We start from the raw sequence: 22,749 nt of genomic DNA, 5'->3' as shown, positions 1-22,749 counted from the left end.
CACGTGACCTCGGTCAGCCTGGGAATGCCATCCGCCCCGCCTCCCGTCCTTGCTCCGCGCCGCAAGACGCGCCAGATCAAAGTCGGCCCGGTGGGAGTCGGTTCCGACTCGCCCATCAGTGTGCAGTCGATGACCACCACTCCCACCACGGACATCAACGCCACCCTGCAGCAGATCGCGGAGCTGACGGCCTCCGGCTGTGACATCGTCCGCGTGGCATGCCCTTCCGCGGATGACGCCGAAGCTCTTCCGATCATCGCCCGCAAATCCCAGATCCCGGTCATCGCCGACATCCACTTCCAGCCGAAGTACGTCTTCGCAGCTATTGAAGCAGGCTGCGCCGCCGTGCGCGTCAACCCAGGCAACATCCGCAAGTTCGATGACCAGGTGAAGGAAATCGCCAGGGCGGCGAAGGACCACGGCACGTCCATCCGCATCGGTGTCAATGCAGGCTCGCTGGAGCCCGGCATCCTGAAGAAGTATGGGAAAGCCACTCCGGAAGCACTGGTTGAATCGGCCGTTTGGGAAGCGTCGCTGTTCGAGGAACACGGCTTCCAAGACTTCAAGATCTCGGTCAAGCACAATGACCCCGTCATCATGGTGGCTGCCTATGAGATGCTGGCCGAAAAAGGGGACTGGCCCCTGCACCTGGGTGTCACCGAGGCCGGACCCGCCTTCCAGGGCACCATCAAATCAGCCACGGCGTTTGGCGCGCTGCTGTCCAGAGGCATTGGTGACACCATCCGTGTATCCCTCTCCGCCCCGCCGGTGGAGGAGATCAAGGTGGGAAACCAGATCCTTCAGTCGCTGAACCTGCGTCCACGCAAGCTGGAGATCGTGTCCTGCCCCTCCTGCGGCCGCGCCCAGGTGGACGTCTACACCCTCGCCGAACAGGTGACGGCCGGACTGGAGGGCATGGAGATCCCGCTCCGCGTCGCTGTCATGGGTTGCGTGGTCAATGGTCCCGGCGAAGCACGCGAAGCTGACCTCGGCGTCGCCTCCGGCAACGGCAAGGGCCAGATCTTTGTGAAGGGCGAAGTCATCAAGACTGTCCCCGAGAGCCAGATTGTTGAGACACTGATCGAAGAGGCCATGCGTATCGCAGAAGAGATGGGGGAGGCCGATGGCGAAGATGCTGTCAAGGGTAGCCCCGTGGTTAGCGTCTCATAAGGACGGAGCCGCTCCGGATGGTGTGACCGTCCGGGCACTTGGCGCGGGGGACACGGCCGGGCTACGGGATCTGGCCGGCGCTGATCCGGTGGCCAATGTGTTCATTCTGGCCCATCTGGAATCAACCGGTACTGCTGCCCCAACTCCTGGGGGCGCGAATGTTCTGGGGGTCTTCGACGGCGATGCTCTGGTGGGCGCCTGCTGGGCAGGCGCCAACCTGGTGCCGGTCCAACTGGCACCAGCCTTGGCCGGAGCGGTGTCAGTTGCCGCCCACCGGTCCGGCCGCCGGTACGCATCCATCTTCGGCCCGGCCCCCACCGTGCTCGCGATGCATGGCGAACTGGAAAAATTGGGGCACCAGGCCCATGAGGTGCGGCCGGACCAGCCGCTCATGACGATTGCCGGACCACCCGCCGTCGAGCCCAACTGGCAGCTGGGCGTTGGACACGAGTCCGACTTTGACACTATCCTGCCTGCCTGCGCGGCGATGTTCGAGGAGGAAGTAGGCTATTCGCCCTATCTCGGGGGCCGTGACTTTTATAGCAGGAGGGTGGCGGGACTGATCCGCCAAGGCCACTCCCTGGTTCATATCAAGGACGGCGAAGTGGTCTTCAAGGCCGAGCTGGGAGCCGTGACCCGCGATGTGACGCAGGTTCAGGGCGTGTGGATGAACCCCGGCTACCGCGGGCTCGGCCTGAGCGCGGCCTACATGGCGGCGGTGGTGCTGCTGGCCCAAAAAATGGCGCCTGTGACCAGTCTTTATGTCAACGACTACAACTCCCGCGCCCGCGCCATGTACGAGCGGGTCGGCTTCCGGCAGGTCGGAACTTTCGCCACGGTCCTTTTCTGACCGACTTCTGACCGACCCGGATTGCGGCTTCCTACTGACCCTGCGCCGGCGTCCGCGGAAGCTGCCGGGCTGTGTTGCCGGTAGATTAGTACCCAGACAATCTGCACTTTCCCCCAGAAACGGATGCTTACCCGTGGTTCTTCGACTTTCCAAGCTGTTCCTGCGCACCCTGCGTGAAGATCCGGCCGACGCCGAGGTGGCGAGCCACAGGCTCCTGGTCCGCGCCGGATACATCCGCAGGGCCGCGCCGGGCATCTACACCTGGCTGCCGCTGGGTCTGACTGTCCTGCGCAAGGTGGAGCAGGTGATCCGCGAGGAGATGGCCGCCATTGGCGCCCAGGAAGTCCACTTCCCGGCCCTGCTGCCTAAGGAACCCTACGAGGCGACAAACCGCTGGACTGAGTACGGCGAGGGCATCTTCCGGCTCAAGGACCGCAAAGGCGGGGATTACCTGCTGGCACCCACCCACGAGGAAATGTTCACCCTGTTGGTCAAGGACCTGTACTCCTCCTACAAAGACCTGCCGCTAAGCATCTACCAGATCCAGAACAAGTACCGTGATGAGGCCCGCCCGCGCGCAGGCCTGCTGCGCGGCCGCGAGTTCATCATGAAGGACTCGTATTCCTTCGATGTGGACGACGCCGGGCTGGACGCCAGCTACAACGCGCACCGCGCCGCGTACCTGAAGATCTTTGAGCGCCTGGGTCTGGAAGTGATTCCCGTTGCCGCCACGGCCGGCGCCATGGGCGGATCCAGGAGCGAGGAGTTCCTGCACCCCACCGAGATCGGTGAAGACACGTTCGTGCGGTCAGCGGGCGGCTATGCGGCGAACGTAGAGGCCGTAACCACTGTCGTCCCTGCCGAGATTGACTACTCCAACGCTCCCGCAGCGGAGATCCGGGACACTCCGAACACCCCCACCATCGAGACGCTCGTAACCGCTTCCAACGAGCTTGCTCCGCGCAGCGAGGCGGACGGCGGTCCGTGGACTGCGGCCGACACCCTGAAGAACGTGGTCCTCGCCGTCACCTTGCCCACGGGTGAGCGGCAGATCGTCGTCATCGGTGTCCCGGGCGACCGCGGCGTGGATCTCAAGCGTGTCGAAGCCAACATTGGTGCCTATCTCCCCATTGCAGGGGAGATCAACGTCGAAGCAGCCGGCGACGAGGACCTGGCAAAGAACCCTCTCATTGTGCGCGGCTACCTTGGGCCCGGAATGTCGCTGGACCAGCCCCTCCTCGGTCTGGAGGGCGCTGCCAAGCTCCTTTACCTGGTGGACCCGCGCGTCGTTAACGGCACCTCCTGGGTGACCGGAGCCAATATGGCCGGCAAGCACGTGTACGGCCTCGTTGCGGGACGGGACTTCGCCTGGGACGGCACCATTGAGTGCACCGAGGTGCGTGCCGGCGATGAAGCCCCCGACGGTTCAGGCCCCCTCGAAACGGCCCGTGGCATCGAGATGGGACACATCTTCCAGCTCGGCCGCAAGTACGCTGAGGCCCTTGAACTCAAGGTCCTGGACCAGAACGGCAAGCAGGTTGTTGTGACAATGGGCTCCTACGGCGTGGGTGTGACCCGTGCCGTGGCCGCCCTGGCCGAGTCATACCACGACGCCAAGGGCCTCGCCTGGCCACGTTCGGTGGCTCCGGCCGATGTCCACGTCGTAGCCGTCGGACGCGGCCAGGAAATCTTCGCGGCGGCGGAGCAGCTCGCTCACGAACTCGAAGCTTCCGGGCTGGAGGTCATCTACGACGACCGGCCCAAGGTCTCTCCGGGTGTGAAGTTCGGCGACGCGGAGCTCATCGGTGTGCCCACCATCCTTGCCGTCGGCAAGGGCCTCGTGGACGGCGTCGTCGAAATCAAGGACCGCCGCAGCGGTGAAGCGGAAAACGTGGCAGTGGACAAGGCCGTTGACTTCGTGGTCAACGCTGTCCGCAACTCCTGACGCTGCGCAGCGCCCGGGGTGCTCTCTGGCTTTGAATCGATCGAGCTCGCCACCATCATCCTGATAGTGGTGGCGGGCTTCGCCGCGGGCTGGGTGGATGCCGTGGTGGGAGGCGGCGGCCTGCTGCAGCTTCCCGCGCTCCTGCTTGTTCCGGGCATCACTCCCGTCCAGGCGCTTGCCACCAACAAGATGGGTTCCATCTTCGGTACCACCACCAGCGCGGTCACTTACTATGGGCGGGTGCGGCCGGACCTGTGGACCGCCGTGCCCATGGCGGTCATTGCGCTGGCCGGCAGCTTCGGGGGCGCCCTGCTGGCGGCCCGGCTGCCGGCGGAAGTGTTCAAACCGATCATCGTGGTGGCGCTGGTCGCCGTCGCACTTTTCACCGCCTTGAAGCCCGACGCCGGGCACCTCACCGTTCTCAGGCACGACGGCGGCACCCACTACGTGGTGGCCTGCACCATTGGCGGGGTGATCGGCTTTTACGACGGCCTGATCGGGCCCGGCACAGGCTCGTTCCTGGTCATCGCCCTCGTTTCGGCGATGGGGTACGCGTTCCTGGAAGCAAGCGCCAAGGCCAAGATCGTCAACATGGCCACCAACGCAGGTGCGCTGCTGTTCTTCCTGCCGCACGGCTCCTTACTGTGGGGGATCGGACTGCTGCTGGGGCTGGCGAACATGGCCGGGGGCTACCTGGGTGCGCGCACGGCCGTCCGGCAGGGAAGCCGCTTTGTGCGGCTGGTCTTCCTCGCCGTGGTCGGGGCCCTCATCATTAAGCTTGGCTTCGACGTCTGGCAGGAGAATTTCGCGTGAGCCTTCACTGATCCTTCACTGAACCCTGAGAAGCCGGCTAGGACGGGAACGAATCCCCGCCAGCGTGGCCCGGCTCGGGCAGCGAGTGCGGCGCGGGAAGCCCGTCAAGTGTGTGGCCGGCAACGGTGCTGGCTACCCAGAGAGAACGCGCGAGATCGCCTTCGTGGCCCGGTTTCGAGGCGTAGTGCAGGGCGTTATCCACCTCACGGACGAGGCTCCACTGCCGGGCAATCTCCTCGTCCAGCCCCGCTGCCATGCTGAAATCACGGCAGCGCCGCCGCAGTCCGGCTCCGGGATTATCGGACGGAAGCTCAGTAATGCGGTTCCACAACACGGGGGCGACCCCGAACTCGGCCTCGCCAATCATTGGCTGCGGATCGATGGCCGCGTAGGTGGGGCGCTATTCGTCCTCCGCAGCGCCAAGTCTGGCCAGGATGTTCAGGAAGTGGAAGTCGGTGTTGACGAGCACGTCCGAACCGGAGCGGCGGCCAACAGCGCCCCTGGTCTGGCAGACTTCCAGCGCAGCTTCCAGGAGCCACCGCGGGAAGGGCCTGCCCAACTGCTCCCATTCGGCCGGCAGATCATCGCTCCATCGCTCTGCACGGGCTGCAATCTGCTCGAATTCGCGCCATTGCGGCTCGCTGCCGGGGACCAGGCTCAGCTGCCGTACCAGCCCGCCCCACACTTCGGCGGCAGCGTCCATCGGCTCGGTTTCGAGTGACTTGCCGGCATTCAGGCGCTCCAGCAGCATCGAGCAGGTGCCCGCGTCGGAGGCCAGCAGCCGGACGGCACCCCGCCCGTTCCAGAGGGCCAGCGCGTGCCTCTCCACCAGGGCCTCGTCATGGGGAAAAGCGACTTTCAGGGCCGCCGGAACGTCCCGGGCCAGCACAGGGACCACCACCCCGCCGTGTCCGCTCCAGGGCAGCGTTCCAGGCTTGAGGTCAAGCGTGAGCTCCCAACGTTCCATCCGGCTTCTCAGCAGCCCCGGGAGGGACGCCAGCCACGCCCGGCCGGCGCTGCTGCGGGAATAGCGGCGCGTCAGGTCAGGCGGCACAGGAACGGCTGGAAGGCTCATCAGCACAAGCGTAGTTGACCTGACCATGCTGACATGGACTGGCAGTTCAGGAGCTTGAACCGCGTCTAGGCCTGGACCGCGGTCAGGGCGCGTTTCCTTATTGCCAGGCGGTGCTTGCTGCCGCACTGGTCCTGACTGCCGCACTGTGGTCCTTACTGCCGCCCCCGGTAAGCACGGCCCGGGACGAGCAGTCGCTGTGGATCGTGCCATGCGTCCATAGTGGCGCTAAATTGTCACTGCCTGCTGGCATGCTGTGGGTATGGATGACACGGCAGAGGCGCAGGTGTTGGAGGGCATCGGGGCCTCCGTTGCTGCGCTGGCTGTTGCTCTCCGCCGCGCTGGTTTTGTCCCTAGTGACGACCGGGCCGGTGACGGCCACATGATGGCAGCGTGTGCTGCTCCCCGGATCGGTGCTGATCCCCAGATTGGTGCTGGTCCCCAGATTGGTGCTGGTTCCCAAATCGGTGCTGAACCGGGGTGGGGTGCTGACTCGCCCAGCGGTGCTGACTCTGGGGATCCCTTGCGGGATCAGGCGGACGCGTTTCTGGTTGGCTTGGAGGAGTTGGGCCGGATCGAGGCACGGATGGCCGCGTTGAAGGTTCACCTGGCCACCGGATATGCCGCCGCTGCCGAGGCGATGGCGGAGCGGGCGCGTTCTGCCCAGGAGCGCACTGCCCAGAAGATGGCCGTGACCGCGGAGGTCGCGTGTGCCCTGACGGTGAGTGAACGTGCCGCCGATGCCTTGCTGAGTGAGGCCCGCAACCTTACCACCGTGTTGCCGCTGACACTGGCCGCGCTGAGCGCCGGAGACATCTCCTGGCAGCACGCCCGGATCCTGTGTGATGAAACAGCCAACCTGGACACGACAGCCGCCGCGGCCCTCGAAGCGCACTTCCTGGATCCGGACGAGCCCGGGGCTGCCCGGGGCTGCCCCGCCGGGGAGCTGGTGCCGGGCAGGTTCCGCGCCAAAACCCGCGCCTGGCGGGAACGGCGCCACCCGGTCAGCATCGAAACCCGCCACGGCCGGAACGCCAAGGACCGCCGGGTGGAGTACCTCCCGGACCGGGACGGGATGGCCTGGTTCTCGACATACCTGCCCGCCGACACCGCCGCCGGCATCTGGAACCGCACCACCGCAGCCGCCCGCGGCCTGCAGGGCCCTGAGGAGCCACGGACGCTGACGCAGCTGCGCGCGGACGTCGCCGCCGGCTGGCTCCTGGCGGGCACCGCCGACGGGATCCCCTCACCCAAAGCCCAGGTCCTGGTCACGGTTCCGGTGCTCTCACTGGTCAATGGAGGTGAGGAACCAGCCGTTCTGGACGGGTACGGGCCGGTCCCGGCGTCGATGGCACGGAAGCTGGTCGCCGAAGGAGCCACATCGTTCCTGCGGGTGCTGACCGATCCCCGGGACGGGGCGCCGCTGGAGATCGGACGCACCAGCTACCGGCTGACGAAACCGATGCGTCAATGGCTGCGGCTCCGCGACGCGCGATGCACGTTTCCCGGCTGCAACAATCACTCCCTGGACAACGACGCGGACCATGTCCTGGCCTGGTCCGCCGGCGGCAGCACCGGGATCAGCAACCTCGGACAGCCATGCCCACGCCACCACCACCTCAAACACAGCTCAGCGTGGAGGCCGGTCAATGCGACCCGGGACAGCCCGCCCGGCTGGATGTCACCGGCAGGCCGCTTTTACTCCGGCGAACAACCGGACTGGGAACCACCACACTGGCCCGACACCCTCCAACCCGACAACCCAGACTGGCCAGACAGCTTTGAGGAGCCGGACAGCCTTGAGGAACCGGACAGGTCCGCCTGGGCGGACAACCCGGACTGGCCAAACAGTCTCGAGGAACCGGAGAGCCCCGACTGGCCCTACGACCTCGAGCCGGACAACCTCGAGGGCCTTTGCCCGCCACCGCCGATGGATCTCCTCCCTGTAGATCCACCGCGCGAAGATCCATGCGCGAAGATCCATCTGCCTGTAGGTCCACCGCCGGTGGATCTCCTGCCCGTGGATCCCTTCCCTGAGTGGGCACAGTTCACAGCAGCGTAATGCGCTGCTGTGTACCTGCCGCCGGGGGGTGCTGCAGCCTCCGCTGAATCGTTGCTCCAACATTCAGTGGGTGGCTCCACCGGTAGCACGTCACGTCCGCAGGCACGTCGGACTGCGATACCCCAGACAAGAAGCTAATCAGCCGGAGTGCTGCCTGAGGGGGCGGGCGTGCCCGTTTCGGGTAAGGGGGGAAGCTGTGACGTGTCGAGCACGAGCCCGGGGACGGGGCCGGGATCAGATCCCCAGCGAACGGTGCGCTGCGCTGCGGCGAACAGTGATCCGATGGCCCACTGCCGCGTGGCGCCTTCGCTCAGGGCAACCAGATCCCCGTAGACGGGCAGTGTGCCAGCTTCAAGGCTGGCCAGCCCGGCGGTGGGGTTGTTGAGGAATGTGGCATCCAGGGTGTAGCCCGGCTGGCGCGGCGGAACCGGTGCGCAGGAGAGGCGGGTGCGGATCTCCGCCTGAGTGACGGCTGCCTCGTGCTTGACCAGCAGGTCCTTCGCCTGCTGGACAGCCGGACCATTAAGCCGGGTGAGCGCCACCTGGTACCCGTAGACGGTCTCCAGTTCCGTGCGGACGACCTGCGTGAGGGCGTCCGCCGTTGAGGCGCCGCCGGCCGGCTGTGTGGATTCAGCTCCCGGTGCTGCAGGTGCAGCTGCTGAGCGTGCCGGCGCCGGCGATGACGGCGCAGCCACGTCCGCATCCGCATCTGTCATGCCGTCAACGGCTGCAGGCGGGCAACTGGCTGCCGGGACAGGCGCCGGCGCCTGTGTCGCGGAGGAAGGAAGCGCTGGCGCGGAAGGAAGCGCCGAAGCCGACGAGACGGCCGGTATAGCAGGAGGAACGGCCGGCGGAGGCAGGGCCGGGGCCGGGATTCCGGAGACCTGGGCCAGCGCTTCCGCCTGCAGGAGCTGCGCGGTCCCGACGGACGAGAGCAGGCGGGCCATCCCGCCGTCGGCTGTTTGGGCATGGGCCAGCCGCAACTTTCCGCTCGCTGACAGCCCCGCAACGAGTGCAGGAGCCGTGGCCGCAGCAGCAGTGGACCGCGAGGCGGAGGGCGCACCTGCAGAGGCCGGAGCGGAACCAGAAGCAGCCCCGGCGGGACCAGAGGGGGCATGGGAGGGATCATCGGAAGGGAGGAGCAGCGCCCTCGCCTGGATAGTCAGCAATGTCACAGTTCGTGAAAAAGCCTGCCGCCGGGCACCGGATGAACCCTCGGCCAGGTGCTGGCTAACTGCCCGCAGGTGCATAGTCTCAGCGAGGGCGGTAGCGCGTGCCTGCTCGGAAAAAGGCGGGGCTGCAGGCTCCGGGACGGGGCGGGGAATCAGGGCAAAACCGAGGCTGAGCACCAGAAGGGCCGTGAAGGCTGCAAGGGCATATCGGAAATAGCCGATGGGCCGGCCGCTTTCCCTGGTGTCCTTTTTCACAACACACCATGTTGTCACGGCAGCGGGCAACTCTGTGCACCAAGGCGGCCGGAAAATCGCTACGCTAGTAGTCACAACATCATCTATCGGGAGGCGGCCGGCATCGTGAGCAATGCAGAAGCCACGACTTCATCAGACCGGACCGACGCGGGAAAGGCTGAATCCGCGGGTGTCCATAATCCCGAGGCTGAGCGCCTCCGGGCTCTGTTCGAGCCGACGGTTCAGGCGCACAGGCTGTATCTGGAGGATGTTGCCATCAACATCGCGGGCTCCAACCGCGTAGTCCACGTGGTGGTGGACCTGCCGCAGGAAGAAACCGGCGGGGTCAGCCTCGATGTCATCGCAGACATTTCCAAGGAGCTTTCGGACATCCTGGACAACGTTCCCGGCATTGACAGCCGCCCCTACGACCTTGAGGTCTCCTCACCAGGCGTGGGCCGCCCGTTGAAGGAGCCCCGTCACTGGCACCGGGCCCGCGGCCGCTTGGTCACCGTTAACGTGGTCCAAGGTGACAACGTCACCGGCCGGATCCAATCTGTAGACGACTCGGGCGTGACGCTGATTCCCGAAATAGCCGTGAAAAAGGGAATGAAGCCCAAGCAGGGCGATCCCGTAAAACTTCCTTTCGACAAGATTCGCAGCGGAAAAGTCGAAATCGAGTTCAGCCACCTCGACGAGGCCGGTCTGAAAAATGAACACAATGGACCTTCTGAGGAGGCCTGATGGATATTGACATGAGCGCGCTGAGACTCCTGGAGCGTGAGCGCGAAATCCCCCTGGATCTCCTCATCCCCACGATCGAGCAGGCACTGCTGGTTGCTTATCACAAGTCTCCCGGCGCCTTCGAGAAGGCCCGCGCCGAGCTGGACCGCAAGAGCGGGCACGTGACCATCTGGGCCACCGAGATCGACGACGACGGTGTGCCGATTGGCGAGTTCGAAGACACCCCCGCGGGCTTTGGCCGCATCGCAGCCAGCACCGCCCGGCAGATCATCCTCCAGCGCCTTCGGGACGTTGAGGACGACAACGTGCTGGGCGAGTTCAAGGGCCGCGAGGGCGAACTCGTGGCCGGACTGATCCAGCAGGGCAACAACCCGCACATGATCCAGGTCAACCTGGGCAGTGTGGAAGCCCTACTGCCGCCGCCCGAGCAGGTGCCCGGGGAGAAGTACATCCATGGAAACCGCCTCCGTGCCTACGTCATCGACGTGCACCGCGGCACCAAGGGACCCTCGATAACGCTTTCCAGGTCGCACCCGGGCCTCGTCCGCAAGCTCTTCGAACTGGAGGTGCCGGAAATTGCGGACCACTCCGTGGAGATCGTGGCGCTGGCACGCGAAGCCGGGCACCGCACCAAGATCGCGGTGAAGGCCAATACCCCCGGGATAAACGCGAAGGGTGCCTGCATCGGCGAGATGGGTTCCCGCGTGCGGGCCGTCATGACTGAGCTGAATGACGAAAAGATCGACATCGTCGATTACAGCGAGGATCCGGCAACTTTTATCGCCAGTGCACTGTCCCCGTCGCGTGTGAATTCCGTCACCATCACAGATGAAGCCACCCGTTCGGCCCGTGTGGTGGTCCCTGACTACCAGCTGTCACTTGCCATCGGCAAAGAAGGCCAAAATGCCCGTCTCGCGGCGAAGCTGACAGGCTGGCGGATTGATATTGTCTCTGACGCGGCTGCGCCCCGCGCCTAGGGAGCGTTTTCCCCGGTCACGCCGGGATCGGTCGAAGCCTCCAACTGTGCTCTCCGACGGCGGCCGGTTCCGGCCGCCGTTTCGGGTGTGGGGGCCCCGAGGGGCTAGAATGGAACATGACCGTGCCTAGCAGCCGGCGCCAGTGTGCCTTTGTGCGGCCGCGTTTCTGTCTGAGGGCAGCAACGGTGCCGCCGGGCAGGCAGATATGTACAGGCAGGAAGATACTCGAAAGTGGCAGCAGTGCAACACCTCGGGAATCCGCCGCAACGTACCTGCATCGGATGCCGGAAGAAAGGGCTGCGGTCGGAGTTACTCCGGCTCGTCTCCGACGCCGGCGGGTCATCCGCTGTCGTAGTGGATGAACGACGCCGGATGGCTGGCAGGGGTGCATGGCTGCACCCCAGCGAAGCGTGCTTTGCCCTGGCGGTCAAGCGGCGTGCTTTCGGAAGGGCCCTTAACGGCGCAACCGGAACCGCCGACGTCGAACGCTGGATAGCGGCAGGAACGCACGCTGCGGACGTCCCGGCGTCTACAGCACCAACCGTCCAACCTGAAAGCGGGTCAGAAAACTGATGGAAACCCGATGAGTTCCCAGCGATGAGTGCGCAGCGATGACAACTTTGTTGCGCTCTGCAATGGACCTTTCAGCTGCATTAGCGGCGGAGGTCCGCAGTAAGAAGTAGACGGTTCGTGCCTGGCTCGGTGCGGACCGAGACAGGAGAAATGTGGCCAAGGTCCGCGTACACGAGCTTGCGAAAGAGCTCGGTATTACTTCCAAAGATGCAGTGAACAAACTGCAGGAACTGGGCGAATTCGTTCGCTCCGCCTCATCCACCATTGAGGCCCCCGTTGTGCGGAAACTCCGCAACGCCTTCCCGGCTGCGTCCGCTTCGACCTCCGAAGCGCCCGCAAGCGCTCCCAAGGCTCCGGCCAAGGCGGCAGAATCACGTCCCGCTCCGGCTCCCGGACCGGCTGCCCCGAAGGCCCAGGCGCCCGCACCGGCGCCGGCCCCGGCACCCGCCCCGGCACCCAAGGCTGAGGCACCTGCCGCCCCGGCAGCTCCGTCCCCGGTAGCTCCTGCAGCGGCCGCCCCGGCGGCTCCCTCCACTGGCGCCAAACCCGGAGCCCGCCCGGCCCCCAAGGCTGAGACCCCGGCAGCGCCGGCCCCGCGACAGGGCGGCTCCGCCCCGCGTCCTGGCGGCCCGCGCCCCGGCAACAACCCGTTCGCCACCTCGCAGGGCATGCCCCGTGGCCGTGGCGGCGACGGCGAGCGTCCGCCGCGTCCGGGTAACAACCCGTTCGCGACGTCCCAGGGCATGCCCCGCCCGGGCGGCGGCCGTACCGACGGCGACCGTCCCGGTGGCCCGCGTCCCGCAGCAGGAGCTCCCCGCCCCGGCGGTCCGCGTCCGGCTGCAGGTGCCGGTGGTGCCCGTCCCGGTGGTCCGCGGCCTGCAGCGGGTGCGGGTCCCCGTCCGGGTGCCGGAGGCAACCGTCCTACTCCCGGCATGATGCCTAACCGCACCGAGCGTCCGGCACCTGCCGGTGCCGGTGCCGGCCGTCCCGGCGGCGGCGGACGCGGTCCCGGCCGCCCAGGCGGCGCTCCCGGAACCGGCGGTCCCGGCGGTGGCGGCGGTGCTCCGGCCGGCGGTGGCTTCGGCAAGGGCGGCCGCGGCCGCGGTGGTACCCAGGGTGCCTTCGGCAAGGGCGGCGCAGGCCGCGGCAAGCAGCGCAAGTCGAAGCGCGCAAAGCGCCAGGAGCTCGAGCAGATGAGCGCCCCGTCGCTGGGTGGCGTGAGCGTACCCCGCGGCGACGGCAACACCGTTATCCGGCTTCGCCGTGGCTCGTCCATTACGGACTTCGCCGACAAGATCGAGGCGAACCCCGCCGCGCTGGTGACCGTTCTCTTTCACCTCGGTGAGATGGCTACGGCAACCCAGTCGCTGGACGAAGACACCTTTGCGCTGCTGGGTGAGGAGCTTGGCTACAAGCTGCAGGTCGTTTCGCCGGAGGATGAGGAGCGCGAGCTGCTCAGCACCTTCGATATCGACGTCGAAGCCGAACTTGAGGCTGAAGGCGACGAAGAGCTTGAGGCGCGTCCTCCGGTCGTCACTGTGATGGGTCACGTTGACCACGGTAAGACCCGGTTGCTGGATGCCATCCGCAACTCGGACGTGGTTGCAGGCGAGCACGGCGGCATCACGCAGCACATTGGTGCCTACCAGATCAGCCACGAGCATGAGGGTGCGCTGCGCGACATCACCTTCATCGATACCCCGGGTCACGAAGCGTTCACCGCCATGCGTGCCCGTGGTGCGAAGGTCACGGATATCGCCATCCTGGTGGTCGCAGCGGACGACGGCGTCATGCCCCAGACCGTTGAAGCGCTCAACCACGCCCAGGCGGCCAACGTGCCGATCGTTGTGGCCGTGAACAAGATCGACAAGGAAGGCGCCAACCCGGACAAGGTCAAGGGCCAGCTGACCGAGTACGGCCTCGTTCCAGAAGAATATGGTGGCGACACCATGTTCGTTGAGGTTTCTGCCCGCCAGAACCTGAACATCGACGAGCTGATCGATGCGGTGCTGCTGACAGCCGATGCCGCGCTGGACCTCCGCGCCAACCCGGACAAGGCTGCCCGCGGTATCGCCATCGAAGCGAACCTGGACAAGGGCCGCGGTTCCGTAGCCACCGTCCTGGTGCAGTCCGGTACCCTGGCGGTCGGCGACACGATCGTGGCCGGCACGGCTCACGGCCGCGTCCGTGCCATGTTCGACGAAGACGGCGAAGCCCTCGACGTTGCACTGCCGTCCCGTCCGGTCCAGGTCCTCGGCCTGTCCAACGTGCCGCGCGCCGGTGACTCCTTCCTGGTGACCGCCGACGAGCGTACGGCCCGCCAGATCGCTGAAAAGCGTGAAGCTGCTGACCGCAACGCCCAGCTCGCCAAGCGCCGCAAGCGCATCAGCCTGGAAGACTTCGATCAGGCTGTGGCCGAAGGCAAGATCGACACCCTCAACCTCATCCTCAAGGGTGACGTTTCCGGTGCCGTGGAAGCCCTCGAAGACGCGCTGCTCAAGATCGACGTCGGCGAGGGCGTCCAGCTCCGCGTTATCCACCGCGGTGTCGGTGCGATCACGCAGAACGACGTCAACCTGGCAACGGTCGACAGCGCCGTGATCATCGGCTTCAACGTCAAGCCTGCCGAGCGGGTTGCCGAGCTGGCAGACCGCGAAGGTGTGGATATGCGCTTCTACTCCGTCATCTACGCAGCAATTGATGACATCGAGCTGGCCCTCAAGGGCATGCTCAAGCCGGAGTACGAAGAGGTCCAGCTGGGCACCGCCGAGGTCCGCGAAGTGTTCCGCTCCTCCAAGTTCGGCAACATTGCAGGTTCCATCGTTCGCTCCGGCATCATGCGGCGCAACGCGAAGGCCCGTATCAGCCGCAACGGCAAGGTTATCGGTGACAACCTCACCGTCGAGACGCTCAAGCGTTTCAAGGACGACGTCACCGAGGTCCGCACGGACTTCGAGTGCGGTATCGGCCTCGGGTCGTACAACGACATCAACGAAGGCGACATCATCGAGACCTTCGAGATGCGCGAGAAGCCGCGCGTTTAGGTTCGTCTAGCGTCATAAAGTGCGGGGCCGCTGGATTTTCCGGCGGCCCCGCACTGTCGGTGCGTGGCAACTAACGAAACTCATGTACGTAGGCCGTCATCGCGCCGTCGTACCTCAATTTTTAGGAGTAAAAATGGCTGATCCGGCACGCGCTGCCAAGATGGCGCAGCGGATTAAGGTTGTTGTTGCAGAGGCCTTGGGCCGGAAGGTGAAGGATCCCCGGCTTGAGGGCATCACTGTCACTGATGCCCGGGTGACCAACGACCTGCAGCATGCCACCATCTACTACACCGTCTTCGGTGACCAGGCCGTCCAGGCTGACGCCGCCAAGGGCCTGGAGAAGGCCAAGGGCGTACTGCGGCAGGAAGTTGGCCGGAACATCACCGCCCGGCTGACCCCCACGCTGGAGTTCGTGGCTGACCAGATCCCCGTGAACGCCTCCAACCTCGAGGAGCTGCTCCGGGAGGCGAAGAGGCGTGACGCCGAGGTGGCTGCCCTGGCCGAGAAAGCCAAGCACGCAGGCGACGCTGACCCGTACAAGACGGACGTGCAGCCTGACGTGGACCTCGACGAAGACGATTTCGACGAAGAGGACATTGAGTTCAGCCGTGCGGATGACCTCGATGAGGGTCAGAGCAAGTAGGCATGAGCAGAACGGCGCGGCCGGACCTGAGGGTCCGGCCGCGCCGTTCCTATATGCCGCGCCGTTCTGATGTACTGAACGCCCGGCATCTTTCTTGTCGGGTTAGTCGTCCCGGTGCCCGGTCAGGGGCATGGAAACAACGCGGCCGTCCGGGGCCTTCCCCGGTTCAGGGAGAGCGTTCACGGTGGCGTAGAGGGTATCGCCCCTGAGATCGACGTCGGCAGCGAGCTGTGCCGGGAGCAGCACGCGCTGTTTGCGGTCGTCATCGTCGATCCTGACCACGCCTTTTCCGAAAAGGGAAGCGACGTAGACGTTGCCGTCGGCGTCGGCCTCAATGCCGGTGGGGGACATCACCCGGTCCGCGAACAGCTTCACCTGTCCGGTGTGTGGATTGACGCGGAACACCGCGCCGCGGGCGCCGAGGGCCGGATCTTCAGGGCCGCCGGGGAGCGAGGACACATATAGCCAGCCGTCCGGACCGACGGTGACGTCAGTGGGAACAGACTCGAAGCTGTAGGTGTACCCCACGATGCAGGCCGGCAGCTTCATAGCAGCAGCCTGTGACGCGGTGACGCGGTGCGGGCGGGCCGGCAGTACGGCGACTGTTTTCGTCTTGCCCGACTTCACATCGACGGACACAATGCTGTTGGCCCCCGCATCGGCCACGTACACTTTGGCGCCGGAAACTTCGATTCCGTAGGGGTGGGAGTCGACGTCGCCCTTGTAGGAGACCGGGGCGTCCTTCGGCAGTTGCGCAGCGCAGCCCGCCGGCAGGTTGCGGAAGCCGTACTGGATGCCGCCGTCGGCGTTTTCTCTCTTCTCCAGGGCAGCCAGATCACCGAACATGCGGTGTTTGCCACTGGAATCGATGCTGTGAATGTGTCCCGCCAGCGGGCGGGGATCCATCGGCCCGGCCCCTTGGCTGGCGGCGAAGAAGATCGTACCGCCCTGCCGGTCCGAACCCGCCACATCCCACGCGGCGTTTTCGTAGACTACAGACCGGGCTCCGTCTTTGGCGATCCGCACCAGCCGGCCCGCGAACTCTTCGCTGACGAGGACGGAGCGGTCCTGCCCGACGCTGAGATGCAGCGGAGCGACCAGGCCTTTAGCGAGCACCTTCGGGGCAATGGGCTTTGCAGCCGGGGCGGCCTGGGTGGCCGGGGCGGAAGAGAGGATCGTGGCTGCAGCGGCCAGTACGGTCAGGACTGCTGATGTCTTTTTCATGCTGTCTCCAATGTCAATGGTGATCATCCAGAGCATTGAGACCTGATTATTCGCCCGATTCGGGTTCCCCCGTCGCGCGCATTGTAGTCCCGGGAATTGGAGGCTGTCGATGGCTGACAACAAGTCGGCGCTGGCCGGAATCACGTCCGCAGCGCTGCAAACTCAACCGTGGCCGGCCGGAACGATTCATCTGACTATGATCGGAGCATGCCCGCCACACCAACTGACACAGACGTCCTGGAGTACCTGACCGAGGCAGTGGCCTTGGCCGAACGAAACGTGGCCGCCGGAGGCGGGCCCTTCGGTGCGCTCGTGGTAACAGCCGACGGCATTGTGCATGAGGGCGTCAACCGGGTTACCCGGGACAATGACCCCACGGCGCACGCAGAAGTGGTTGCGATCCGCACGGCGGCCGCCGAGTCCGGGAATTTTGATCTCACCGGCGCCGTGCTCTACGCCAGCTGCGAGCCGTGCCCGCTGTGCCTGGCCGCGGCCCTGTGGGCGCGGATCGAGCGCGTCTACTTTGCGGCTGACCGCCATGGGGCGGCTGCCGCGGGTTTCGACGACGCCGTGTTCTATGAGTATTTCGGCGGGACCCGGCCGGATCTGTTGCCGGTCACCCAAACCGCAGTCCCGACGTCGGGAAGCCCCTTTGAGGCGTGGCGCAGCAACGCGGAACGCACCGACTATTGAACAGGACCGGCAGCTGAACCGGAAGAGAGGCGGAACGTGCAACCCCAACTCGTCCCATGCCCCCACTGCGGCAAGACCAACAGGCTCCCGGCTGCTGCTGCCGGGCATCCGCGCTGCGGCAACTGCCGACAGGACCTCCCGTGGATAGTCACGGCCGGCGATGAGGACTTTGCCCGCATCGCCGAACAGTCCACCGTCCCGGCCCTCGTGGATTTCTGGGCCGCCTGGTGCGGCCCCTGCCGGATGGTCAGCCCTGTTCTCGATGGCCTCGCCCGCGAGAAGGCTGGGCAGGTCAAGCTGGTCAAGGTTGACGTGGACCGGTCCCCGGCATTGTCCCGGCGTTTTGACGTGCAGTCCATCCCCACGCTGATTGTCCTCGTGAACGGGAAAGTCGTGGCCCGCCAGTCCGGCGCCGCTCCCGCTCCCGTTCTTCGCTCCTGGCTGGAGTCAGCCCTGACGGGCAGCCGGGGCTGAGGCGCGCGCAGGCAGCCGGCCGAGTCCCTCCACCAGATCTGCCCCGCTGCCGCACAACGCGATCCGGATCCAGCCCTCACCAATGGAGCCGAAAGCGGTTCCCGGGGCAACGGAAACGCCGGACTCCGCGAGGAACGTGTGCACCCAGCTCCGCACGTCCCCTTCGCTCACATGCGACACATCGGCCCAGAGATAGAACGCGCCTTGGGCGGAGAGAAACGGGATGCCCTTGGAACGGAGGATGGCCGAAGCGGCATCCCGGTTCACCCGGTAATGCCTGCGGGCCTCCACCACGTAGTCCTGCGGACCGGTCAGGGCCGCCAGCGCGCTGTACTGCGACGGTGATGCCACACAGGAGACGATGGCCTCCATGACCTTGTTCATCTGCTGCTCGAGTCCTGGCGGGCAGATGAGGGCGCCGATCCGCAGCCCCGTGAGGCCATACGTCTTGGACAGTGTCAGGGACGTGAAGATCCGGGCCTCGCCGGAACTGCTGCTGTCAAAGCGCGCCGCGCTGACATGGGGAACATCGTAGGTGAACGCCTCATAGCATTCGTCAGAGATGATCCAGAGATCATGCCGCCTGGCCAGCTCCACCAGCTGGCGGGTGATTTCCTCGCTGAGCACCGCCCCGAGCGGGTTCGACGGCGAGTTGAGCATCAGGACACGCGTACGGTCAGTGATCAGCGCTGCAACGTCCTCGATCCGCGGCTGGAAGTCGTATTCCGGATAAAGGGGATACCCGACAGGGACGGCGTGCAGCAGCCGGCTGGTCATGGCGAACGTGGGATATCCGGGGTTGGGGATCAGGATTTCATCACCCGAACCCAGGAGGAGGCTCATCGCCAGGTGCAGCCCTTGCTGCGCACCGGCAACCACGTAGACGCGCTCAGCTCCAACGTCGGCCCCCGACTGCTCCCTGAACCTGTCGGCGAAGGCCTTGCGCAGGGCGGGAATCCCGGCGTTAGGGGTGTAGTTGGTCTCGTCACGGTCCAGGCACGACATCCCCGCCTCCAGAACGTGCCGGGGGAGGGGGAAGCCGGGTTCGCCGATACTTAACACCAGGGCGCCGGGGGTCCGCCACGCCGCTTCGGTGATTTCGCGGATCTGATTGACGGGGACGTCAGAAACGTGCGGCGCAAGCTCGGGCATGATTGTCATCCTAGTGCCCGAGGCCCCAGTGGCGGGACGGCTGTTTTGGCGGGCAGGCTACCGGGGCTTCCGCCGGCTGACAGGGAGGGTATCGCCACGCCGATATACTGGGAGGCGTGCTTTCTGGACTGGTAATAGTGGACAAGCCGCAGGGATGGACCAGCCATGATGTGGTTGGACGGATGCGGCGCATCGCCGGTACCCGGAAAGTGGGCCATGCGGGAACACTCGATCCCATGGCCACAGGGGTCCTTGTACTCGGAATTAACAAGGCAACGCGGTTGCTCACCTACATCGTGGGAACGTCCAAGACCTACACCGCCACCATCCGGCTCGGTGAATCCACCATCACCGACGACGCCGAAGGCGAGGTGGTGGCCACAGTGAGTGCCGCCGCCGTCAGCGACGAGGACATCCACGCGGGAGTGGCAGCGCTGACCGGGGAGATCCAGCAGGTTCCCAGCAGCGTCAGCGCCATCAAGGTCAACGGAGAACGGGCCTACGCCCGCGTCCGGTCCGGCGAAGCCGTGAAGCTGGCAGCAAGGCCCGTGACCATCCACCGTTTCGATCTGCAGGACATCCGCCGCGAACGCGGCGGGGACGTGGTGGATCTTGATGTGACAGTGGAATGCTCGTCCGGAACCTATATCCGGGCACTGGCACGCGACCTGGGCTCTTCCCTAGGCGTCGGGGGCCACCTGACCGCTCTGCGCCGGACCCACGTGGGGCCGTATTCACTCGACCAGGCACGGACTCTCGAGCAACTCGCCGAGGACCTGGAAGTATTCGAGATGTCCCAGGCGGCCCGTGCGCTCATGCCCAACAGGGAACTCAGCCCGGAGGAAACCACGGAGATATCATTCGGCCGCCGCATTGCTGCCGGAGCGCCGGCCGGATCGGCGGAGGCAGCCACCGCCGAACGGCCCGCAGCGGCGTTTGCTCCGGACGGCACCCTCGTGGCGCTGCTGGCGGATTCGGGCAACTTCGCCAAACCGGTACTCGTCTTTGCGCCCGGCACCGGGCCCGGCGCCGCCAGCGGGCAGGCCGTTTAGCCTTGGACGCCTATTTCTACATCATCCTGGTGGTCGGTCTGCTCTCCACCCTCATCTGTGCTGTGGCAGGAATCCTCAAGAAGGCGCCAAACGATGTCACTATCCTGTCGGTGGCCGCGGTGGAACTGGCGCTGCTGGTCTACCTCGTCGGCTCGATCATCCGTGTCATCGCAGGGGAACCGATCGCAGGGGAGGCCTGGGAGTTCTGGGGCTACCTCGGGACCGCCCTGCTCCTGCCCGTTGCCGCGGTGTACTGGTCGGTCCTGGAACGCACGCGCTGGAGCAATTTTGTCCTCGCGGCCGTCGGGGTGACTGCCCTGGTCATGGCCGCCCGAATGAACCAAATCTGGTACTGACGTGGAAGAAGCCTCCAAAGTGACCGCAACACCCGCCCACACCGAACACAACCCCCGCGAGGCCGGCAACACGCGGAACACCGGCCCCGGGAGGCTCCTGATCGCGGTGTACGCTGTGTTCGCCATCTCTGCGACAGCGCGCGCCGGATACCAGATTCTCACCAAGTTCTCCGAGGCCCCGCTGGCCTACCTGCTGTCCGCTTTCGCCGCTGCGGTGTACGTGGTCGCCACGGTCTCGCTGGCCAAGCCGGGGCGGGCATGGTTCCGCGTGTCACTCATCGCCGTGCTGGTGGAGCTGGTGGGCGTGGTGGTCGTGGGAGCGCTGAGCGTGTTCGACGCCGTAGCCTTTCCGCATGAAACGGTGTGGTCCCTTTTTGGCCGCGGCTATGCCTTCATCCCGCTGGTCCTGCCCGTCCTGGGACTGATCTGGCTCTACCGGCGGCGGCCGGCGGCACCTGCCGCCCAGCTGTCCTGAGCCGGGGCAGGCCGTTCCGGCCCGTCCGTGGACTGCCGTGATTGCGGGTAATCTAGGAGAGTTCCGGGCACCTGGCGGTGCACGGGAGTTCATGTCAGGCAGTAAAAGGCGAGGTTGATGGTTCACATCTGGAACGATCCGACCGAAGTTCCCCAGGACTTCGGTCCTTCCGTGGTCACGATCGGCAACTTCGACGGCGTTCACCGCGGCCACCAGCAGGTGCTGTCCCGGCTCATCCGGACCGCCCGGCTCAACAAGGCACGGTCCGTGGCCGTGACGTTTGATCCCCACCCCGCCCAGGTGCACCGGCCCCAGTCAGCGCCTGAACTCATCATGGGCCTGCAGGACAAGCTCCTGGCACTGGGGGAGCTCGGACTGGATGCCATCCTGGTGATGAAGTACTCGCTTGAACTCGCCAGCCTCACCCCTGAAGAGTTCGTTGGATCGGTGCTGGTCGACGCCCTCCACGCCAGCCATGTCGTCATCGGCCATGATGCCCGCTTCGGGCGCGGCAACTCCGGAGACCTGAACACAATGCGCGAGCTTGGGGCCAAGTTCGGCTTCGAGGTGCTGGTCATCAGCGAATTCGGCTCGGAAGGCTTTCCCCTGCATGACGACGGCGGCAAGGACCGCCGCTGTTCGTCCACCTGGGTGCGTGAAGCGCTCATGGAAGGGGACGTGGCCACGGCTGCCGCCGTGCTGGGACGCCCGCACCAGATGCGCGGTGAAGTAGTCCACGGTGCGGCCCGCGGCCGTGCACTGGGATTTCCCACCGCCAACCTTTCCCATGACGCCAGCGGCTTCATTCCTGCGGACGGGATCTACGCGGGCTGGCTGGTGGACCAGGCAGGCACCCGGTGGCCGGCTGCCATCTCGGTCGGCTCCAACCCCACCTTCGACGGCGTCAGCCGGCAGGTGGAAGCCCATGTCATCGACCGCCCCGAGGAAACCGTAGAAGACTTCGATCTGTACGGCCAGACAGTAGTGGTGGAGTTTGTCGCCCGGTTGCGGGGCATGGTGGCGTACCGTGGGCCTGAGGCCCTTGTGGAGCAGATGCGCCAGGATGTCGTGCAAACCCACGACATCCTCCTTAAACAGCGCTGACCCGCCAGCTCCACACAGTACTTGGCAAGGAAGGCAACGCTGTGACCGTGGAGAAGAACACCAGGAAACTGGACAAGGGAATCGTCCGCGATTTCAGTTCCAGGATGAGCTACGGGGCGTACCTTCAGCTGCCCACGCTGCTGAGCGCGCAGCGGCCTGTCAGCAAACCGGAACACCATGACGAGATGCTGTTCATCATCCAGCACCAGACCACCGAGCTCTGGCTCAAGCTCGTGCTGCACGAACTGCGCAGCGCCGCCGCACACCTCCGCAGGGACGATCTGGGTACCGCGCTGAAGGGCATTGCCCGCGTCAAGCACATCCAGAAAACCCTCACGGAACAGTGGTCTGTCCTGGCCACGCTGACGCCCACAGAGTATTCGCAATTCCGGGGCTTCCTCGGCAACTCCTCCGGATTCCAGTCCAGCCAGTACCGTGCGGTGGAATTCGTCCTGGGCAACAAAAACAAGAAAATGCTGCCGGTATTTGAGTCTGATCCGGAGGCGCACGCGCTGCTCACGGCGGTCCTGGAAGCGCCCAGCATCTATGACGAGTTCCTGGCCTACCTGCACCGGCAGGGCTACGACGTCCCCGCTGAGGTGCTCAACCGCGACGTCACCCGCGCCCACGAGTTCTCACCGGGGCTGGTTCCGCTGTTCAAGCACATCTACGAAAATGCCGCTGACAACTGGGGCGCCTACGAGGCCTGCGAGGAGCTCGTGGACCTTGAGGACAACTTCCAGCTCTGGCGGTTCCGGCACCTGCGCACCGTGCAGCGAACCATCGGAATGAAGACCGGAACCGGCGGCTCCAGCGGCGTGGCGTTCCTGCAAAAAGCCCTTGAACTCACGTTCTTTCCTGAACTGTTTGCTGTACGGACGGAGATTGGCCAATGACCGCCCTTGACGGAAGCCGGGACG

General features: G+C 65.5%; 20 protein-coding genes and 1 pseudogene. 17 read left to right on the top strand and 4 right to left on the bottom strand.

All coding sequences use genetic code 11. From position 1 onward, the window contains the following. The first annotated feature begins 3 nt into the window (after positions 1-3). The 4 genes from ispG (at position 4) to M1E01_RS13070 (ending at position 4,778) form a co-directional block, all read left to right on the top strand. On the top strand, positions 4-1,170 hold the full coding sequence (ispG, locus tag M1E01_RS13085; RefSeq protein ID WP_457972008.1) for a flavodoxin-dependent (E)-4-hydroxy-3-methylbut-2-enyl-diphosphate synthase: 1,167 nt from the start codon (positions 4-6) through the stop codon (positions 1,168-1,170). Continuing rightward, entirely contained in the window at positions 1,133-2,020 is an 888-nt protein-coding gene (locus M1E01_RS13080; RefSeq protein WP_457974964.1) for a GNAT family N-acetyltransferase, read from the top strand. The genes ispG and M1E01_RS13080 overlap by 38 nt, the downstream gene beginning before the upstream one ends. 133 nt (positions 2,021-2,153) lie before the next feature. Beyond that, complete coding sequence (locus tag M1E01_RS13075; RefSeq protein ID WP_457972007.1) at positions 2,154-3,965, top strand: proline--tRNA ligase; 1,812 nt, start codon at positions 2,154-2,156, stop codon at positions 3,963-3,965. Between the two features lie 18 nt (positions 3,966-3,983). Then, complete coding sequence (locus M1E01_RS13070; RefSeq protein WP_457972006.1) at positions 3,984-4,778, top strand: sulfite exporter TauE/SafE family protein; 795 nt, start codon at positions 3,984-3,986, stop codon at positions 4,776-4,778. A gap of 37 nt (positions 4,779-4,815) precedes the next feature. Here the strand turns inward: M1E01_RS13070 and M1E01_RS13065 are convergent. After that, positions 4,816-5,853, bottom strand: a pseudogene (locus M1E01_RS13065) (aminoglycoside phosphotransferase family protein). Positions 5,854-6,112: 259 nt separating this feature from the next. Between M1E01_RS13065 and M1E01_RS13060 the strand changes: the two are divergent. After that, positions 6,113-7,912 carry a DUF222 domain-containing protein gene (locus tag M1E01_RS13060; protein WP_457972005.1) on the top strand — a complete coding sequence of 600 codons (1,800 nt, stop codon included), beginning with the start codon at positions 6,113-6,115 and terminating at the stop codon, positions 7,910-7,912. 134 nt (positions 7,913-8,046) lie between these two features. Here M1E01_RS13060 and M1E01_RS13055 read toward each other — a convergent pair whose 3' ends face one another. Then, a complete protein-coding gene (locus tag M1E01_RS13055) occupies positions 8,047-9,339 on the bottom strand; it encodes a DUF4439 domain-containing protein (protein ID WP_457972004.1) in 1,293 nt (430 codons plus the stop codon). A gap of 105 nt (positions 9,340-9,444) precedes the next feature. Between M1E01_RS13055 and M1E01_RS13050 the strand changes: the two genes are divergently transcribed. From M1E01_RS13050 to rbfA, 5 genes are all read left to right on the top strand, one after another. Continuing rightward, entirely contained in the window at positions 9,445-10,062 is a 618-nt protein-coding gene (locus M1E01_RS13050; RefSeq protein ID WP_457972003.1) for a ribosome maturation factor RimP, read from the top strand. Then, positions 10,062-11,039 carry a transcription termination factor NusA gene (gene nusA / locus M1E01_RS13045; RefSeq protein ID WP_457972002.1) on the top strand — a complete coding sequence of 326 codons (978 nt, stop codon included), beginning with the start codon at positions 10,062-10,064 and terminating at the stop codon, positions 11,037-11,039. Before M1E01_RS13050 ends, nusA begins: the two co-directional genes overlap by 1 nt. 231 nt (positions 11,040-11,270) lie before the next feature. Next, positions 11,271-11,612 (top strand): YlxR family protein, encoded by a 342-nt coding sequence (locus tag M1E01_RS13040; protein ID WP_457972001.1) that lies wholly within the window; start codon positions 11,271-11,273, stop codon positions 11,610-11,612. A 152-nt stretch (positions 11,613-11,764) separates the two neighbouring features. Beyond that, positions 11,765-14,656 carry a translation initiation factor IF-2 gene (gene infB / locus M1E01_RS13035; protein WP_457972000.1) on the top strand — a complete coding sequence of 964 codons (2,892 nt, stop codon included), beginning with the start codon at positions 11,765-11,767 and terminating at the stop codon, positions 14,654-14,656. Between the two features lie 133 nt (positions 14,657-14,789). Next, positions 14,790-15,299, top strand: coding sequence for a 30S ribosome-binding factor RbfA (gene rbfA / locus M1E01_RS13030; protein ID WP_457971999.1), 510 nt, complete (start codon positions 14,790-14,792; stop codon positions 15,297-15,299). A gap of 102 nt (positions 15,300-15,401) precedes the next feature. On the opposite strand, the gene M1E01_RS13025 is transcribed toward rbfA, so the two are convergent. Further along, positions 15,402-16,523, bottom strand: coding sequence for a ScyD/ScyE family protein (locus M1E01_RS13025; protein ID WP_457971998.1), 1,122 nt, complete (start codon positions 16,521-16,523; stop codon positions 15,402-15,404). A 207-nt stretch (positions 16,524-16,730) separates the two neighbouring features. On the opposite strand from M1E01_RS13025, the gene M1E01_RS13020 reads away from it, so the two are divergent. Both M1E01_RS13020 and trxA read left to right on the top strand, forming a co-directional pair. Next, positions 16,731-17,216, top strand: a complete 486-nt coding sequence (locus M1E01_RS13020; RefSeq protein ID WP_457971997.1) for a nucleoside deaminase — start codon at positions 16,731-16,733, stop codon at positions 17,214-17,216. A gap of 36 nt (positions 17,217-17,252) precedes the next feature. Continuing rightward, positions 17,253-17,690, top strand: a complete 438-nt coding sequence (trxA, locus tag M1E01_RS13015; protein WP_457971996.1) for a thioredoxin — start codon at positions 17,253-17,255, stop codon at positions 17,688-17,690. Here trxA and M1E01_RS13010 read toward each other — a convergent pair. Then, positions 17,664-18,842 (bottom strand): pyridoxal phosphate-dependent aminotransferase, encoded by a 1,179-nt coding sequence (locus M1E01_RS13010; protein ID WP_457971995.1) that lies wholly within the window; start codon positions 18,840-18,842, stop codon positions 17,664-17,666. The genes trxA and M1E01_RS13010 overlap by 27 nt on opposite strands. A gap of 116 nt (positions 18,843-18,958) precedes the next feature. Here M1E01_RS13010 and truB point away from each other — a divergent pair, with 116 nt between their 5' ends. The 5 genes from truB to kynA all read left to right on the top strand — a co-directional run bounded on the left by truB (position 18,959) and on the right by kynA (position 22,725). Next, a complete protein-coding gene (truB, locus tag M1E01_RS13005; protein ID WP_457971994.1) occupies positions 18,959-19,894 on the top strand; it encodes a tRNA pseudouridine(55) synthase TruB in 936 nt (311 codons plus the stop codon). A gap of 2 nt (positions 19,895-19,896) precedes the next feature. Continuing rightward, positions 19,897-20,250, top strand: coding sequence for a hypothetical protein (locus M1E01_RS13000; protein ID WP_457971993.1), 354 nt, complete (start codon positions 19,897-19,899; stop codon positions 20,248-20,250). A 19-nt stretch (positions 20,251-20,269) separates the two neighbouring features. Further along, positions 20,270-20,725 carry a hypothetical protein gene (locus M1E01_RS12995; protein WP_457971992.1) on the top strand — a complete coding sequence of 152 codons (456 nt, stop codon included), beginning with the start codon at positions 20,270-20,272 and terminating at the stop codon, positions 20,723-20,725. A 117-nt stretch (positions 20,726-20,842) separates the two neighbouring features. Next, on the top strand, positions 20,843-21,829 hold the full coding sequence (locus M1E01_RS12990) for a bifunctional riboflavin kinase/FAD synthetase (RefSeq protein ID WP_457971991.1): 987 nt from the start codon (positions 20,843-20,845) through the stop codon (positions 21,827-21,829). Between the two features lie 41 nt (positions 21,830-21,870). Then, a complete protein-coding gene (gene kynA / locus M1E01_RS12985; protein WP_457971990.1) occupies positions 21,871-22,725 on the top strand; it encodes a tryptophan 2,3-dioxygenase in 855 nt (284 codons plus the stop codon). Positions 22,726-22,749 lie beyond the last annotated feature (24 nt).

Source organism: Arthrobacter sp. D1-17, assembly GCF_054130535.1.
This window is presented reverse-complemented; position numbering and strand designations above follow the sequence as displayed.

Excerpts from the sequence above, each read along its gene's own strand:
- M1E01_RS13010 (WP_457971995.1), bottom strand. The coding sequence starts at position 18,842 with ATGCCCGAGCTTGCGCCGCACGTTTCTGACGTCCCCGTCAATCAGATC.
- nusA (WP_457972002.1), top strand. The coding sequence starts at position 10,062 with ATGGATATTGACATGAGCGCGCTGAGACTCCTGGAGCGTGAGCGCGAA.
- rbfA (WP_457971999.1), top strand. The coding sequence starts at position 14,790 with ATGGCTGATCCGGCACGCGCTGCCAAGATGGCGCAGCGGATTAAGGTT.
- M1E01_RS13080 (WP_457974964.1), top strand. The coding sequence starts at position 1,133 with ATGCTGTCAAGGGTAGCCCCGTGGTTAGCGTCTCATAAGGACGGAGCC.
- M1E01_RS12990 (WP_457971991.1), top strand. The coding sequence starts at position 20,843 with ATGGTTCACATCTGGAACGATCCGACCGAAGTTCCCCAGGACTTCGGT.
- M1E01_RS13025 (WP_457971998.1), bottom strand. The coding sequence starts at position 16,523 with ATGAAAAAGACATCAGCAGTCCTGACCGTACTGGCCGCTGCAGCCACG.
- M1E01_RS13060 (WP_457972005.1), top strand. The coding sequence starts at position 6,113 with ATGGATGACACGGCAGAGGCGCAGGTGTTGGAGGGCATCGGGGCCTCC.
- M1E01_RS13020 (WP_457971997.1), top strand. The coding sequence starts at position 16,731 with ATGCCCGCCACACCAACTGACACAGACGTCCTGGAGTACCTGACCGAG.